Below are 15,004 nucleotides of genomic sequence, written 5' to 3'. Positions count from 1 at the left end.
ATTGATATATCCGGTGGTCTTGGACGAAAGGGGCCTTTATACCATATTGAGTGTGACTCAGCCGAGTCCGCTTCAAAATGATTTGTCGGCAAGACGCGCTGCATTACTCAAGGGCGAAAAGCATCTCTGAACCAGGCTGGCGGTTTGCCGCCCGGTTCATCGTCAAAGGCGATGACATCGAAACGGCATGGCTGGTTGTCCCACTGTGGGTGCCTAATCATAAGGTAGCGTGCGGCCTGTATCAGTTTGCGTTGCTTGCGATAGTCCACCGACTGCGCTGCTCCGCCGTAGCGGCTGTTTTTACGCTTTCGTACCTCGACAAAAACGATAGTGTCTTGATCCTGCATGACGATATCGATCTCGCCCATTCGGCAGTAAGCGTTCCTGAGTATTGTTCTGAGGCCTTGTTGATTGAGAAAGCGCTCTGCCGCTTTTTCGGCATCCTTGCCGGATTGTTTGCGATCCATCGCGTGCTCCTTAAGGGGTTGGTTGTACTCCGGGATCGGCTGTTTCCGGGAGTAGGGCGGGCGTTTGGTTTTCGGCGTCAGGCAAAAGCTGTGGCACGCCATTGTCAAAGACAGCCCAGGGTAACTCACGAATAACGCGCTGTTGTGACGAGAGCATCAGGCGCCCGGTCTCACCGTCAATGTAGGCCTGCGAGTTACTACTGAGGCCCGGGAGAAACGGATAGAGGTTGTAGGCGTCAATGCCAAGCGCGTACAGGCGGCCGAACCTGCCGTCGACGTCATTGCGCGAAGCGCGCAACGCGACATGGGCAGGGCTTGCCGGGTTAAGTGTCCATGGCAGATCGATAAAATGGATGCCGTTAAGGTCTACATCCCTGACCGGGTCGGGTGTGCCTTCGTACAGGTGAGAGGTCGCGTAGACGGGCAGGTTGCCAGCGAAGTGGAATGCCAGCATGGGTTTTATTTGACGGGCTTCCTGCGGCAGGGCGGTCATCAGGATGGCATCGATGTCGTCCCTTGGGTGTTCTTCGAACTCCAGACGCTGTCCGATGATCCGTCGTACCTCTTTGGCGCGGGCTTGGCTGCGGTTTGTCAGCAGCATGCCACCGATCTGTCCGGACAGCTCTTCGTTAGGCTGGTAGTTCAGTTGGGTGGCAACGGTGCCGCCAAGTGCATTGAAAGTTTGGCGGAAGGTGTCCGCCAGCCTCTCCCCCCACTCGGCCTGCGGCACGATGATGGCAACACGATGGTGTCCGTCTTGCCAGGCTCGCTGGGCAACGAGGGTTGCCTCCTGTTCAGATGCAAGATCGAGGTGATAGATGCCGGGAGAGGTCGTATTGGCCTGGTTCAGTGCGAGTATTGGCGCCGGCATGGCTGGGCTCTGACTCAGTTGGGCCACGTAGTCGCGTGACAAGGGGCCAACGACCAGATCCAGTTGCTGATTTGCTATCACGGTGGCCAGCTGTCCCGGTGTGGTGATAACGGTGCTGTCGATGGAAATGATGTCCGGATGCTGGTTGTGGGCGCCGCCGGCCATGACGGCTGCAAAAAATCCCTCGCTAATAGCGCGTGCAGGTTCTGCCAGATTGCCGCTGAGCGGCAACAGTAAACCGATCCGACGCACATCGAGAGGGGCAAGGGTGTGTCCAGCTAGGCCCTGCGGAGGCTGGGAGTACGCCGGATGCGACTCCCAGAGCGTCTTCCATTGCGCCAGAGCACTGCCGCCGACGGTCATGTCTACGCCGCTGCGAACCTGTTGGGCTAGCTCGAACCAACCCTGTTCGTAATAGTTGTTACCGGGTGTCCGGACCGCATCGCTGATCTCGTCATCTGAACTTTGCTTGAGGATCTGCCAGATCTGATTATGGATCTCTTGGCGTACATCCGGGGCGGTCTGAAGCTGGGCCGCCGCGATCAGTTCTCGCGCCGCCGCAATGGGTTGCATCTGCTGTACATAGGCTTGAGCCCTTAGCTCACCCAGTTCCGCTTGCTGGGGGGCAGGAAGCGAGGGAGGCAAAATCGCGCGATCCAGATAGCCCAGAGCGCGGGAGCTTTCTTGCACGCCCAGTGCCTGCGTGGCTCTCATGCGGGCAATGTCAAAAGCCAGGGCTGGCGGCAGAGACCGGGTATCAATCTGGTCGAGCAGTGCGCGGGCCTGCGCTTCGTTGCCCTGCTTGAACATCAGTTGTGCCGCCTGGTATTTCAGCTCGGCCGCCTGAATAGTGGGAGCGTTGTTCGCGGCTGCCAGAAGCTGATCAATTTGGCCACCGCGTTGCTGGGGAGCCTGAGTGGTGGTGGTTGGCGCTGCGCAGCCCCCCAAAATCGATATAAGCAGGATGCACAGAGGCAGTCTTGTTCTATTCATCATATACTCGGACACCCGGATGTATGGATGGAAAAAGATGTCGGAACCCGTTCTTTATATTGTGGCGACGCCCATAGGTAACCTTGGTGATTTGTCGCCAAGAGCTCAGGAAGTGTTGGCCGGCGCGGATCTTATCGCGGCGGAGGATACACGTCACACAGGTCGCCTGCTCGCGCACTTTAACATTAAAGCCGCGATGATTTCAGTGCATGATCATAACGAGCGTCAGCGTGCCGATCTGGTCATTCGCCATCTGCAGGAAGGGGATCAGGTTGTCCTGGTGTCCGATGCGGGTACGCCGTTGATATCTGATCCGGGATTCTTTCTGGTGCGGGCTGTGCGTGAAGCCGGTTTTAAGGTGTCTCCGGTGCCGGGGTGCTGTGCCTTTATCGCCGCGCTCAGCGTTTCAGGGCTGCCGTCGGACCGTTTTCTTTTCGAGGGTTTTTTACCTTCAAAAAGTGGTGCCAGGCGTCAGAGGCTTGAGGCGTTGCGTAATGAAACGCCCACTTTGGTGTTCTATGAGTCCACGCACCGTATTGCGTCGAGCCTTGATGACATGAGCAGCGTTTTCGGTGCAGAACGATACGCTGTGGTGGCGAGAGAGCTGACGAAAACGTTCGAAACCGTGCGCGGGGGGACGCTCGCTGAGTTGATCGATTGGATGGGGGCGGATGCCAACCAGCAAAAAGGCGAGTTTGTTGTATTGGTGCATGGTGCGCAGTCACAGGGTCCAGTTGATCTGGATCCAGAGGCCTTGCGTATCGTGCGTCTGTTGAATGAAGAGTTGCCTCCCAAAAAGGCGGCGGCCGTCGCTGAAAAAATTACGGGCGTCAAAAAGAGCAAGCTCTATCAGGTGTTGATTGAGCAGGCGTAAGTCTGGCGATTGCTCGTAATTGCTTGCTATGGGGCGCGCAGCCGTTATACTGCGCGCCGGGAGTCTGCCAGACAATCGCTGCTGCGTTCGCGCAGGGGAGGAAAGTCCGGGCTCTGCAGGGCAGGGTGCCAGATAACGTCTGGGCGGCGTGAGCCGACGGAAAGTGCAACAGAAAGTATACCGCCTAAGCAGTCTTCGGATTGCCGGTAAGGTTGAAATGGTGCGGTAAGAGCGCACCGCGTGGGTGGTAACACTCCACGGCGATGGAAAACCCCACCCGGAGCAAGACCAAATAGGGACCCTTAAGGCGTGGCCCGCGCTGGGTCCGGGTAGGTTGCTGGAGGCCTGTGGTGACGCAGGTCCTAGATGAATGATTGTCCACGACAAAACCCGGCTTATCGGCAGACTCCCTTCCTATCTGCCTTCAGCTAATCATCAACAGCCTTAAGTGCCTGTTGAGGTTGGTCTTTATTCGCGAATCATCCGGGTTGCATTAAGTACCCAGTTGAGCGCTTCCTGCTCAGCGTTACTCAGTGTGCTGTCGTCGAAGGAGCCGCTGAGCTTATCCCAGCGTGCTTCCAGACACGCCTCGCTCTCATTGATCAGCAGGCCCAGGTCGCCCTCGCGATGCAGAATGGCACTGCGCAACGTCTGGCTTAGTGGCAGATGCTCGATGATTGCATCCAGGGGCATGGCAAAAAGGGCATCAAGACCGGACAGCAGTCCTGCCATGAAAGCGGTGTCCGGGCGTATGCGCTGACTGGCAATCGCCAATTGTTCGCACATAGCCGCGCGGGTCAGTAGCTGCCGGGGCAGCTCGGGGGGCTGGGTTTCTTGCGGGGCGGTGAGGCTGATCAGAATTGTCCAGCGGCGAAGTTCCTCAAGTCCAAGCAGAGTGATCGCTTCAGATATGCTTGATACTTCGCGTCGAAGTGCAAACTGGGCCGAATTCAGCAGGCGCAAAATTTTTACGCAGAGCTGAGGATCCTGATTGATCACCTTTTCCAGTTCGGTTACCGAGATCTCCTCGTTGTTCAAGGCGGCTAGCAGCTCAAGCAGAATCATCCTGTTTGAGGATAGCTGGCGCCCCGAGACAAGCTGAGGGCGACTTAGGAAGAATCCTTGGAACAGCTTAAAACCGAGGTCTCTGCACTTTTCGAACTCCTCGGTGGTTTCCACCTTTTCGGCCAGCAATGTAGCAGAGTAGTAGGTGATTTTCTCGACCTGCTGTTCCAGCCCCTCCAGCCCGAGCTGACGAACATCCAGTTTTACGATGTGGGCCAGTTCCAGCATTGGTTCATAGCCTGGCTTTAGCACGAAGTCATCAAGCGCGAGCTTGAAGCCGGCTTTTCGCAGTGTTTTCAAGCGTGCGATGACGGGTGGCGAGGGCGGTACATCTTCCAGGATTTCGAGAACCAGATGCTCGCGTGGCAAGGATGGGAGTTGATTGTCGAGAAGCAGGCGTTCGCCAAAATTGATAAAGGCGGGCAGCAGTCGGTAACTTCCAGAGTCGAACACGCTGGTGTAGGTGTTCAGCAGGACCTCGCAGGTTGCTCGACATTCATCGTCAGAGGAGAGCACTGCCCGCGTGAAGTCTGGGGCGCTGCGATAGAGTAACTCGTAGCCGACAACTGTGAGATTGCGATCGAAGATCGGTTGGCGGGCAAGCAGTACGTCGAGTTTCATCTTGTCTATCATAGTCCGTTTCAGATAGAGGGGATTCTGATGTAATTCGGAGACGGATTCCAGAGTTCCTATTTATGCAACTGGCACCCAAGGAAAAAAATTCTTGAATTTGCCTACAATGATAGCGGGTTGCCAATCTTCTTGGTTACCAGTTTTTAGTTGAGTTCTCGAAGCGTCGGTTCAGAGAAGCCTCTTGGTTGTCAGGAAATTAACCAAAGCTTCACTTGGTTGAACGCTGATGCGAATCGATTGTCCACTGCATACTCTGGCAATTCTTGCTAGAGTTTAAAACGGACGTTTAGCTGGAGGTGTCCGATGGAACTTAAAAAACTTGCGGTATCTGTTTTAACCATTATGGGATTGTCCGTTGCGCCTGTGCTTGTTGATCAATTACCACAGATTGATCTGGGAGCTCAGGTGTACGCGAAAGGCGGCGACGGTGGTAATGGCGGTGGAAACGGCGGCGGCAATGGAGGCGGCAATGGAGGCGGCAATGGGGGTGGCAATGGAGGTGGAAACGGCGGCGGCAACGGCAGCGGGCAAGGTGGCGCGAGTGCTGCCGGTGGGCCGGGGCACGGTAATGCCTTTGGTCATGACAAGAGCGCGGCGGCCGGTGCACATGGGCTGGGCAATAATCGCGGGGCTCTGGCCAGTGCGATGGGGGCGTTGAATGCCGCTCATGCTTCGGCTACTGCTCGGGCTCATGCTGCTCCTAACTCACGTGTCGGCATGATCGCGGCTTATGAAGCTACGGTGCAGGCTGGTATCGATTTGGCGGCTGATATTGATGCGTTGGCCGAGGCGGTTGCCCAAGCTGAGCAGGCGTTGTCTCAAGCTCAGGATGACCTGACGGCCTCGCAGGAGAGTCTCGCATCTGCGCAGGACGATCTGACAGCGGCTCAGGATAATCTGGCCCAGGCGGAAACCGATCTGCAGTCAGCTGTGGATGCCCAGAATGCACTGGATGAGACAGCTACCGAGCAGGAGGTTGCTGATGCTCAGACAGCGGTCGATGATGCTCAGGCTGCCGTGACATCTGCTGAAACAGCTGTATCTGAAGCTGAAACTGCAGTTGCCGAGGCTGAAACATCGGTAGCCGAAGCGGAAGTGAGCGTGGCTGAAGCCGAAACGACTGCTGGGCAGGCGTCAGATGATTTGGCGGAGGCTGAAAGCATGCTGGGCGGTCAGGCGCAAAGCGAAGTGACCGCCTTGGCAGAAGCGGCCAATAAGTCGCTCTCGCCGGAGGTGGTGGCCGAAGTGAACAGTCTGTTGGGAATCACCTCATCAGTTGAAGATGAGGTGGCTGACCTGACTGCCGGCTCCGGCACCTGATACCCGGGTAGCGGGCAGTTAGATTTTTTCCGGCTGTCGGCGTAGCGCCTCGATGACCTCGGTGATCGGGGCGTTTCTTTTCATGAACTGCGAAGTGGCGTTGGCTGTTCTTTCGCCCCAAACCCCGTCGGTCGGCCCTGGGTTGTAGCCCAGTTTGCTCAGGCGGGTCTGTATAAAGCGAATCTGATAGCGCTTTTTAAGTGCGGTCAAATCGCTGGTGATGGCGGTAAACGAGTAGCGTCTTGGCTGTTGCTTGATCTGTTCCAGGAGTTCTTTTGCGCGCAGGCTGCCATTATTTGAGGCGATGCTGAGCCATCGAAGGCCCTGTGCTCGATTTTTGACGCTGCCGATACCTGTCAAATAGCTGGTTCCCAGCAGATACTGGGCTTCGGAATATCCGCGTTCCGCCGCTTGTCCTATCCAGTGGATACCCCATGAAGGCTCAGCCTGAGTTCCATAGCCGTTAAAGTAGATCTCCCCGAGATAGTGCATGGCTTCACGGTGGCCCTGGTATGCGGCCAGCTCCAGCCATTTTTTGGCCTCTGGGTAATCCTGGGCGGTACCGCGTCCCAGGTAGTAGCCCATTCCGAGCATGTATTGCGAATCTGCATGCCCTGCTTTTGCCGCATCTTCAAAGTAGCGAAGGCCCCGGGCGTAATCCTGTGAGGCATCAGCGCCGGTCGTGAAGTGGAGTCCCATCAGGTATTGAGAGTCTACATCCCCGTCACTGGCTTTTTCGGCGAGTTCCCGGGTTGAGTCGGTCGAGCCGATCAGCTGCAGTTGGGAGCATCCGCCCAGCATCAGGGTGCCGGTCAGTGCCAGAGCTAGGGTGAGTCTCATCTTGCGATCTCTCCTTGTGTTGGTTCGTGAACATCTGACGGCAGGTTAAGCCGTACACGAAGCTCTTTGAAGGCTCAGTCAAACAATAGTTTCAATTTTTTAACGGTTTGTATCGTTGCTGTGAGTGAAGTGTTTCATGCGTGCAAAAAATAACGGGCAGCGTGTGCTGTCCAGTGTTTCAAATGCGAGACAAAAAGCCTCATGTCTTAAGGAATCAAGCTGTTGCGATTCGCTTTTGGGGGCGGTGTATGAATGGCATTCAGTCACGCAGCAGACTCATGTTTCGCAACCCTGAGCTCGCTTGATTTGACTGGTCTTCCTACCTATAGTGTCGCATAGTGGTTGAAAGTGGGTAAAAGTGGGTAATTTTGGGGAGTCCCGATGGGGATCATGTTCCGCGGAGTCAATCCGATCAATCTCGATGGCAAGGGGCGCCTGGCGATTCCTGCACGCTATCGTGAGTCGATTTCGGATCACTGCGACGGACGCATGGTGGCGACCATCGACACGGAGTCAAAGTGCCTGCTGCTTTACCCACAGCCGGAATGGGATGAGATCCAGGCCAAGATAGAGGCTCTGCCAAGCTTCAATCCTGCAGCAAGACGAATTCAGCGACTGTTGATCGGTCATGCTACGGATTTGGATATGGATGCGGCGGGCCGTCTGTTAATGCCGGCTCCTTTGCGGGAGTACGCTGGGCTGGACAAAAAAATTGTCCTGCTCGGACAGGGGCGAAAATTCGAAATCTGGAGCGAAGAGCTCTGGAATATGACGCGGGATGAGTATTTGCAGGATGTAGAAGCCGGCATGACGATTCCCGAAGATATGCAAACACTTTCACTGTAGAAGAAGGGGCCTGGCATCATGCCGCAAGCGTTCAGCCACACAACGGTACTGCTGGAGGAGGCTGTAACGGCTCTTGTCGCGGATCCTGACGGGTTCTATGTCGATGGGACCTTCGGGCGCGGCGGTCACTCCGAGCATATACTGCGACGGCTTGGTGAGAACGGCCGTCTGATGGCTATCGACAAGGATCCTACAGCGATCCGTCATGCCCAGACGCGTTTTGCCGATGAGTCGCGATTCCAGATTCGCCACGGCTCCTTCGCGCAGTTGCAGCAGTTTGTCGAAGACGCGGGCATGTCTGGCAAGGTGTCGGGCATTTTGCTTGATCTGGGTGTTAGCTCCCCACAGTTAGATGATCCCGATAGAGGCTTCAGCTTCCTGAACGATGGTCCGCTGGATATGCGCATGGATACCAGTTCTGGAGAGAGTGCCGCGGACTGGATAAACCGTGCGGGTGAAGCCGAGATCGCGGATGTGCTTTACACCTACGGAGAGGAAAGATTCTCCCGTCGGATGGCCAAAGCGATCGTGAATGCCCGTCAGGAGGAACCAATCACACGGACAGCGCGTCTGGCATCGATTATTTCGGAAGCGAACCCTCGGTGGGAAAAAGGTAAGCATCCGGCGACGCGTGCTTTCCAAGGCATACGCATCCACATCAATCGTGAGCTTGACGATATAGAGCAGGTCCTTGAGCAGTCATTAAACGTGCTGGCTGTCGGAGGGCGTCTGGTGGTTATCAGTTTCCATTCGCTTGAGGATCGCTTGGTCAAGCGGTTTATCCGCAAGCATGTGAAAGGGGATGAGCATTTGCCGCCCGGTATTCCGGTGACCGAGGATATGCTCAGGCAACGCCTGAAGTCCGAAGGAAAAGCTGTGAAAGCCTCGGCCCAGGAAGTGGATGCGAACCCGCGTGCGCGCAGTGCGGTCATGAGAGTGGCGGTGAAAAAGGCATGAAACTGATCCGGCAGCAGCTGGAGCGGGTGAGGGTGCTGCTCCAGCGTCTGAAGGTGGAACCCGACGCTTCGTCAAAGGTTACGCCTGAGCGGGCTGAAACGGGACGGTTGTTGGGTGCGACAGAGTTGGCGCGTCCGGCAGGCGTGCTCTTCCTGATGGTCGCACTGGTTTTGGTGTCTGCGCTGATGGTGATCTATTCGGCCTATGAATACAGAAATCTGTTTAACCAGCATCAGGTGCTGAGCTCCCAGGGCGATGACCTCCAGGTTGAGTGGGGGCAATTGCTGCTGGAAGAGAGTGCGTGGAGCGCCAATAACCGTGTTGAGATGCAAGCTGAGAAAAAGTTGAAGATGAGAATCCCTGAGACTCAGGGAATAGAGATCGTACGCAATGAGCCGCGATAATTCCAAAGCGACCAGCAAAGGTGAACAGGTGGTACAGGCGATGGCCGCACGTGGCTGGCGGCTGTGGCTTGTGTTCGCTCTGTTGGTGCTGATTGCCGGCGTTATTCTGGCGAAAATGTTGTCCCTTTCAACCGAGGATCAGGCGTTTTTGCGCAGTCAGGGCGACGCCCGAACGCTGCGAACCATGTTGCTGCCGGCGCATCGAGGGTTGATTACCGATCGTAACGGCGAGCCTCTTGCCGTCAGTGCACCTGTTGCCACTATCTGGGCTGATCCAAAAATGGCTGACCTGCAAAACCCCCGCTTGCGGCAGCTCGCGCAGTTGCTCGATATGTCGCGGGAAGAGCTGCTGCGTGAGCTGGGTAGCGATCGGGAGCGCCGCTTCCTCTATCTCAAGCGCCAGGTCACACCGGAACTGGCCGAGAGTGTGTCGGCGCTCGATATCGGAGGGATTCATGTCGATCAGGAGTACAAACGGTACTATCCGGCGGCTGAGGTCACAACGCATCTGGTTGGCTTCACCAGTGTCGATGGCGAAGGGCAGGAGGGCTTGGAGCTGGCATTCAACGATTGGCTGCGTGGAGAGCCTGGCCGCAAGCTGGTAATGAAGGATCGGAGCGGGCGTACCATCAAACATATTCGTTCGCTTGCGCCCGCCGAGCCTGGAAAGGATCTGGCCTTGAGTATCGATTTGCGGCTGCAGTATCTGGCCTATCGTGAGCTCAAGGATGCGGTGAACACGCATCGCGCGGATTCGGGCTCAGTGGTCGTTATGGATGTCCGTACCGGTGAGGTACTGGCCATGGTGAATCAGCCCTCTTACAACCCCAATGATCGCAGCAATCTATTGACATCCGCCCTTCGCAACAGGGCCATGACGGACGTCTTTGAGCCGGGTTCAACCATGAAGCCGCTGACAGTGGCGACTGCTCTGATGACAGAGCGTTATAAACCGGAAACTGAGGTGGATGTGTCGCCGGGGTACATTCGTGTGCGCAGTGCGACCATACGTGATCACCGCAATTATGGCGTCCTGGATCTGACCGGCATCATCACCAAGTCGAGCAACGTGGGGGTGACCAGGCTTGCGCTGGATATGCCGCCAGACGCGATTCGAAACCTGATGCATAACGTGGGCCTGGGAGAGGTCAGCGGAACCGGATTTCCGGGTGAACGCAGCGGCACGCTGCCGTTTCTGAGTGAACGACAGACGGTTGAACGGGCCACGTTGTCATATGGTTACGGGTTGTCGGTAACGGCGCTTCAGTTGGCGCACTCTTATGTGCCTTTGGCGGCCGGAGGCGTGCAGAAGCCTGTTTCACTGCTGCGCGTCGACAGAGATGATCAGTTGGAAACCAAGCGGGTAATGCCCAAGCTGGTGGCCGATGAGGTGCTGGCGATGATGGAAACCGTTATCAGCCCGAAAGGGACAGGGCGGCAGGCGGCCGTGACGGGCTACAGGGTTGCGGGCAAAACCGGTACGGCACACAAAGCCAGCGGCGGTGGGTATGCGTCTGATCGATACACCTCCGTATTTGCCGGAATCGCGCCTGTCTCTCATCCGCGCATTGCAGTGGCGGTGATGGTGGATAACCCAAAAGGGCAGGAGTACTACGGCGGCGAAGTAGCTGCGCCGGTTTTTTCAAGGGTTACGGCCGATGCACTTAGGCTGCTCAATGTGCCCCCGGACAAATGGCCGGAATCGGATAAGCAGCAGGTGGTGACTAAATGATGACTGCCGCAGGAATTCAACTCAGTCAGTTACTCCCTCAGGTGCCGCAACGTCTTGCGGCGCTGCGCGTTTCAGGAATCTGTATCGACAGCCGCCGCGTGCAGCCGGGGGATCTGTTCTTCGCACGGTCAGGCGTCAATCATCGCGGCGTTGATTACATTGATCAGGCGGCAGCGAATGGTGCGGTTGTCGCTGTGGCAGATGAGAGTGAAATCGCCGAAGACGAACTACACCTGTTTGAAATACCTGTGTTGCGGGTTGCGGGGCTTAAGTCGCTTGTGGGATATGCCGCGAGTCGTTTCTTTGGGGAGCCCAGTCGAGAGATGCGGATTGTCGGTATTACCGGCACAAATGGAAAAACCTCTTGCGCACATTACTTAGCACAAGCGATGACGCATTGCGGCGTGCCGACCGCCCTGATCGGCACCGTCGGGAACGGCTTTCCGGGGCGCTTGAGAGAAGCAACCCATACAACGCCGGACCCTATAAGTCTGCATGCCGAGCTGGCACGGCTTCGTGATCAGGGCGCGCAAGCGGTTGTGATGGAGGTATCGAGTCACGCCCTTGATCAGGCACGTGTTGCCGGGGTGCAGTTTGATGCCGCTGCCTATACCAACCTGACACACGATCATCTTGATTATCATGGCGATATGGTGGGTTATGCCAAGGCCAAGGCGCGTCTTTTTACCGATTATGGAGCGCCTCTGCAGGTGCTGAATGCCGATGATCCAGAAGGTGAACGGCTGTTGGCACAGCCTTGCCCGGCGGGCGGAGAACGTATCGGCTTTTCGGTTTCCAATCCGTCCGCTCAGGTGTTCGCTCAAAACCTCGTACTGGGGCCGCAAGGCATGATGTTTGAACTGCATACCCCCTGGGGCGAGGTGGTCGTTACAGCACCGTTGTTGGGGCGTTTTAACGTCTCCAACCTGCTATTGGTCGCCTCGTTGATGGGGGGGATGGGGTACGAGTTGAGCAATATATCGACGGCATTGGCGCAGCTGGAGCCTGTAACCGGTCGCATGGAAAGGTTCGGTGCGCAGGGTGCCCCCACGGTTATCGTCGACTACGCCCATACACCTGATGCTCTGGATAAAGCGATTCAGGCGGCACGTGCTCATATGGTGGGTGATAGTCGCCTATGGGTCGTGTTTGGCTGCGGTGGTGATCGCGATAATGCCAAACGTTCGGTCATGGGAGAAATAGCGGCGCAGGGTGCTGACGAAATTGTTTTAACCAGCGATAATCCGCGCTCCGAAAACCCTCGCAGCATTATTCAGATGATTCAGCAAGGTATCCCAGCAGAGCGGGCCGCTCACGTAGAGCCGGACCGGGCGCAGGCTATTGCGTTCGCGGTGGCTCAGGCGTCCGCTGCCGATATGGTATTGGTGGCCGGTAAGGGGCATGAGACCTACCAGGAAATAAACGGTGTGCGTTCGGCGTTCAGTGATCAGGCGCATGTGAAGGACGCACTGATGAAACGATCCGGTTCAGAGGAGGCGCGTAGATGATGACCGATTTCAGTCTCGGCGCGCTGGTCGATCTGTTGGATGCGCGGGCTGTTAATGCAGATCAGGCAAAGCGGTGCTCGAGAGTGAGCACCGACACCCGCAATATAAGCAAAGGCGATCTTTTTGTAGCACTTAGAGGGCAGAGGTTTGATGCCCACGATTATGTCGGCGACGCCATAGGGAAGGGGGCTGTGGCAGCCGTGGTCGATCACGAGATCGATAGCGAGCTGCCTCAGTTGGTTGTCGCCGACACCTTAAAGGCGCTGGGAACTCTGGGGTGGAATAACCGCCAGGGGTTTTCCGGTCCGTTGATAGCCGTTACCGGGAGTAGCGGCAAGACAAGCGTGAAAGAGATGCTGGCATCGATGTTCGCAACGCTGGGTCCGACGCTGGCCACCAGGGGCAATCTCAATAATGAAATAGGTGTTCCGCTGACACTGCTTGAACTGCAGCAGGAGCACGAGTTTGCCGTGGTTGAACTGGGTGCCAGCGCGGTTGGTGAGATCGCGAGGACAACCCGACTCGCTCAACCGAAGGTGGCAGTGTTGACCAATGCGCTGGGCGCCCATTTGGAGGGTTTTGGCAGCCTTCAGAATATCGTCACGGCTAAAGGCGAGATTTTCGAAGGGCTCGTTGACGGAGGTGTCGGTGTGGTGAATGCCGACGATCCCAATGCATCTTATTGGCTGGAGAAGCTGCACTCGCTGGGGCATAGCGCCTGCCGGTTTTCAATCGACGGACGGGAAGCGGAACTTCAGGCCCGGAACCTGACTCTGACCGACGCCGGTACCTGGCGTTGCGAGTTGCACTACCGCAACCGGGCTGTGCAGTTGCAACTGGGTGTAATGGGACGCCACAACATCGCCAATGCGGCTGCGGCCGCGGCGGCCTGGGTTTCGGCCGGTTTTCCGCTTGAGGATGCGATCAAAGGGCTGGAGGCTTTCTCGGCGGTGCCGGGCCGGTTGTGCCCAATCAGCTTGCAGCAGGGGGCTTTGCTGATTGATGACAGCTATAACGCGAACCCAGGGTCAGTCAAGGCTGCAATTGATGTGTTGGCGTCTCTGCCAGGTCCGCGCACCCTGTTGCTGGGGGATATGGCCGAGTTGGGCGACGATGCGGCGGCGCTTCATGCCGATGTGGGGCGCCATGCTGCCGCACGGGGAATAGAGCAGCTGATGACTATTGGTGTTCTGTCTCAGCAAGCGGCGCTGGCTGCTGCCGAGAATGGATCCGCGGCGCGTCACTTTACCGACTTCGATGAGTATCTGGCGGCACTTAAAGAACTGGATCTGGGTGCGGGAACCTTGCTGGCCAAGGGATCTCGCAGCGCAGGTATGGAACGGGCTGTAAATGCCCTGAAAGGCGGGCAGCACCCGCGTAATGAGGAAATCTGACACATGCTGCTTTTACTGACCGAGCTCCTGTCGCACTTCTATAGTGGGTTTGCCGTTTTCGGCTACATCACGCTGCGCGGCATATTGGGGGTGTTGACGGCGCTCGGCCTGTCGCTGTTTATCGGCCCGCGGTTGATTGAGCAGCTCAAGGCAAAACAGATTGGTCAGGCGGTACGTAATGATGGCCCGCAGAGCCACTTGAGTAAGGCCGGTACCCCGACCATGGGCGGTGCGCTGATTATCCTGTCGATTGCTATCAGCACCCTGTTGTGGGCCGATTTGAGTAACCGCTATGTGTGGATAACGCTCGCCGTGTTGCTGATTTTCGGTGCTGTCGGCTGGGTTGATGACTGGCGCAAGGTGGTCGAAAAGAACCCGAGAGGACTGCCGGCTCGCTGGAAATATTTCTGGCAGTCCATCGGCGGCTTTGGGGCGGCTCTGCTGCTCTACTTTACGGCTCAAAGCCCTGTGGAGACCGAGCTTATTCTGCCTTTTGTTAAGGACTTTTCGTTGCAGCTGGGCCTCGGTTTCATCGTGTTCACCTACTTCGTCATTGTCGGCAGCTCCAACGCGGTGAATCTCACGGATGGGTTGGATGGGCTGGCAATCATGCCGACAGTCATGGTGGGCGGTGCGCTGGCCGTATTCGCTTACCTGAGTGGGCATGTTCAGTTTGCCAACTATCTCAATATCCCATACGTGGCCGGTGCAGGGGAGCTGATCATCTTTTGCGGTGCAATCGTGGGGGCGGGTCTTGGCTTTCTGTGGTTCAACACCTATCCGGCACAGGTGTTCATGGGCGATGTCGGTGCGTTGGCACTTGGTGCTGCGCTGGGCGTCGTGGCCGTGATCGTGCGTCAGGAGCTGGTGCTTGTGATCATGGGCGGTGTGTTCGTAATGGAAACCGTGTCGGTGATATTGCAGGTGGCATCGTTCAAATTGACAGGCCGCCGCATTTTTCGCATGGCGCCTATTCACCATCACTTCGAGCTGAAGGGATGGCCGGAGCCACGGGTTATTGTGCGCTTCTGGATTATAACCGTGGTGCTGGTGTTGATAGGTCTGGCGACCCTGAAGATTCGATAGGAAGGACACTAAGG

The 15,004-nt window shown here is 56.7% G+C and carries 13 protein-coding genes and 1 other RNA gene; 10 read left to right on the top strand and 4 right to left on the bottom strand.

Annotated elements, in window-relative coordinates:
- Positions 1-107: 107 nt before the first annotated feature.
- Positions 108-467: a YraN family protein gene (locus tag ADIMK_RS01830; protein WP_036182839.1), complete on the bottom strand. Its 360-nt coding sequence runs from the start codon at positions 465-467 to the stop codon at positions 108-110.
- Positions 468-477: 10 nt separating this feature from the next.
- On the bottom strand, positions 478-2,331 hold the full coding sequence (locus ADIMK_RS01825) for a penicillin-binding protein activator (RefSeq protein ID WP_197027451.1): 1,854 nt from the start codon (positions 2,329-2,331) through the stop codon (positions 478-480).
- Positions 2,332-2,368: 37 nt separating this feature from the next.
- On the opposite strand from ADIMK_RS01825, the gene rsmI reads away from it, so the two are divergent.
- Positions 2,369-3,205 carry a 16S rRNA (cytidine(1402)-2'-O)-methyltransferase gene (gene rsmI / locus ADIMK_RS01820; protein WP_036182835.1) on the top strand — a complete coding sequence of 279 codons (837 nt, stop codon included), beginning with the start codon at positions 2,369-2,371 and terminating at the stop codon, positions 3,203-3,205.
- Positions 3,206-3,264: 59 nt separating this feature from the next.
- Positions 3,265-3,619, top strand: an RNA gene (rnpB, locus tag ADIMK_RS21190) — RNase P RNA component class A.
- A gap of 54 nt (positions 3,620-3,673) precedes the next feature.
- Here rnpB and ADIMK_RS01815 read toward each other — a convergent pair.
- A complete protein-coding gene (locus ADIMK_RS01815; RefSeq protein ID WP_051692320.1) occupies positions 3,674-4,891 on the bottom strand; it encodes an EAL and HDOD domain-containing protein in 1,218 nt (405 codons plus the stop codon).
- A gap of 315 nt (positions 4,892-5,206) precedes the next feature.
- Here ADIMK_RS01815 and ADIMK_RS21890 point away from each other — a divergent pair, with 315 nt between their 5' ends.
- A complete protein-coding gene (locus tag ADIMK_RS21890; protein WP_051692318.1) occupies positions 5,207-6,223 on the top strand; it encodes a hypothetical protein in 1,017 nt (338 codons plus the stop codon).
- Between the two features lie 18 nt (positions 6,224-6,241).
- Here the strand turns inward: ADIMK_RS21890 and ADIMK_RS01805 are convergent, their stop codons facing one another.
- Entirely contained in the window at positions 6,242-7,063 is an 822-nt protein-coding gene (locus ADIMK_RS01805) for an SEL1-like repeat protein (RefSeq protein ID WP_036182831.1), read from the bottom strand.
- A 390-nt stretch (positions 7,064-7,453) separates the two neighbouring features.
- Here ADIMK_RS01805 and mraZ point away from each other — a divergent pair, with 390 nt between their 5' ends.
- The 7 genes from mraZ to mraY are packed head-to-tail and all read left to right on the top strand — an operon-like array spanning position 7,454 to position 14,990.
- On the top strand, positions 7,454-7,909 hold the full coding sequence (gene mraZ, locus ADIMK_RS01800) for a division/cell wall cluster transcriptional repressor MraZ (protein ID WP_036183210.1): 456 nt from the start codon (positions 7,454-7,456) through the stop codon (positions 7,907-7,909).
- Positions 7,910-7,927: 18 nt separating this feature from the next.
- A complete protein-coding gene (gene rsmH / locus ADIMK_RS01795; protein ID WP_036182829.1) occupies positions 7,928-8,866 on the top strand; it encodes a 16S rRNA (cytosine(1402)-N(4))-methyltransferase RsmH in 939 nt (312 codons plus the stop codon).
- Positions 8,863-9,270 carry a cell division protein FtsL gene (gene ftsL / locus ADIMK_RS01790; RefSeq protein WP_081849619.1) on the top strand — a complete coding sequence of 136 codons (408 nt, stop codon included), beginning with the start codon at positions 8,863-8,865 and terminating at the stop codon, positions 9,268-9,270. Before rsmH ends, ftsL begins: the two co-directional genes overlap by 4 nt.
- Positions 9,257-11,002 (top strand): peptidoglycan D,D-transpeptidase FtsI family protein, encoded by a 1,746-nt coding sequence (locus ADIMK_RS01785; protein ID WP_036182827.1) that lies wholly within the window; start codon positions 9,257-9,259, stop codon positions 11,000-11,002. Before ftsL ends, ADIMK_RS01785 begins: the two co-directional genes overlap by 14 nt.
- On the top strand, positions 10,999-12,510 hold the full coding sequence (locus tag ADIMK_RS01780) for a UDP-N-acetylmuramoyl-L-alanyl-D-glutamate--2,6-diaminopimelate ligase (protein ID WP_231516979.1): 1,512 nt from the start codon (positions 10,999-11,001) through the stop codon (positions 12,508-12,510). The genes ADIMK_RS01785 and ADIMK_RS01780 overlap by 4 nt, the downstream gene beginning before the upstream one ends.
- Positions 12,507-13,904, top strand: a complete 1,398-nt coding sequence (locus ADIMK_RS01775) for a UDP-N-acetylmuramoyl-tripeptide--D-alanyl-D-alanine ligase (protein WP_036182825.1) — start codon at positions 12,507-12,509, stop codon at positions 13,902-13,904. The genes ADIMK_RS01780 and ADIMK_RS01775 overlap by 4 nt, the downstream gene beginning before the upstream one ends.
- Before the next feature lie 3 nt (positions 13,905-13,907).
- Entirely contained in the window at positions 13,908-14,990 is a 1,083-nt protein-coding gene (mraY, locus tag ADIMK_RS01770) for a phospho-N-acetylmuramoyl-pentapeptide-transferase (RefSeq protein WP_036182823.1), read from the top strand.
- Positions 14,991-15,004 lie beyond the last annotated feature (14 nt).

The sequence above is a fragment of the Marinobacterium lacunae genome (assembly GCF_000705555.1).
Lineage (GTDB): Bacteria > Pseudomonadota > Gammaproteobacteria > Pseudomonadales > Balneatricaceae > Marinobacterium_D > Marinobacterium_D lacunae.
The sequence above is the reverse complement of the archived record's forward strand: the minus strand, read 5'-3'. Positions and strand labels throughout refer to the sequence as shown.